The sequence below is a fragment of the Microbacterium aurantiacum genome (assembly GCF_021654035.1).
Lineage (GTDB): Bacteria > Actinomycetota > Actinomycetes > Actinomycetales > Microbacteriaceae > Microbacterium > Microbacterium aurantiacum.
This window is the reverse complement of sequence record NZ_JAJPDW010000018.1, coordinates 1-1,029: the sequence shown is the minus strand read 5'-3', so window position 1 is coordinate 1,029 and position 1,029 is coordinate 1. Positions and strand designations below refer to the sequence as shown.

1 protein-coding gene is annotated in these 1,029 nt (G+C 70.0%); it reads left to right on the top strand.

The features are described 5' to 3' along the window. Window positions 1–99: 99 nt before the first annotated feature. Window positions 100–1,029, top strand: a 930-nt coding sequence (locus LTL01_RS14560; RefSeq protein WP_443677118.1) for a transposase, incomplete at its 3' end; no start/stop codon positions are given.

The following is a 1,029-nucleotide window of genomic DNA, read 5'->3' as shown; positions in this document are numbered from 1 at the left end:
TCGGTGGGGGTGAGGCTCGCCGGGTGAGGTTCGGCGGGTAGGGGTCGAGGTCCCCGAGGATCAGTAGCGCCAACTGCTGCTCCAACCGAGGACCTCGACGTGTCTCACGATAGTTCGGGGTGCGCTGACGCGTGCTCTGCCGCCTGCCCGTGTTCCCGCTGCGACTTGCTGCTCGGCCTCGATGGGGTCCATGTCGAGGACGTTGACCGCCGTGACGGGCTGCTGATCGTGACCGTCTCGAGCCCGGCGGCACCGACCGGCTGCCCGTCGTGCGGGGTCGTCGTGACCGGCCGCGGACGTCGCCGACGGGTGCTTCATGATGTGCCCGGCGTGACGCGGGTGCGGATCGTGTGGCGGCAGCGGGTCTGGCGGTGCGACGAGGTGGGATGCGTGCGACGGACGTTCGTGGAGCAGCTCCCGGGTCTGGTGGCCCGGCGCGGGTCGATCACCACGCGCGCCGTCGGCTGGGCGATCGGGCAGCTGCGCCGCGAGCACGCCACCGTGCACGGTATCGCCCGTCAGCTCGGAACGTCGTGGAAGACGGTGTGGCGGGCCGTCGAACCCGAGCTGGTCAAGCTGGCTGAGGACGAGTCCCGGTTCGAGAACGTCACCACGCTCGGCGTCGATGAGCACATCTGGCATCACGTCGACCCCCGAAAGCGCGGCCCGAAGGAGTTGACCGGGATGGTCGATCTCAGCCGCGACAGCACCGGAAAGACGCGGGCCAGGCTGCTCGACCTCGTGCCCGGCCGCTCCGGGAAGGCCTACGCGTCCTGGCTCGCCGAACGCGGCGAAGCGTTCCGGCAGAACGTGAAGGTCGCAGCTCTCGATCCGTTCGCGGGTTACAAGACTGCGATCGACGACAAGCTCGAAGACGCCACGGCCGTGCTGGACGCGTTCCACGTCGTCAAGCTCGGCACCGCCGCCGTTGACGAGGTCCGCCGCCGCGTCCAGCAAGACACCCTCGGGCATCGCGGTCGGACCGGCGACCCGCTCTACGGGATCCAGACCATCCTCCGCGCCGGCGCT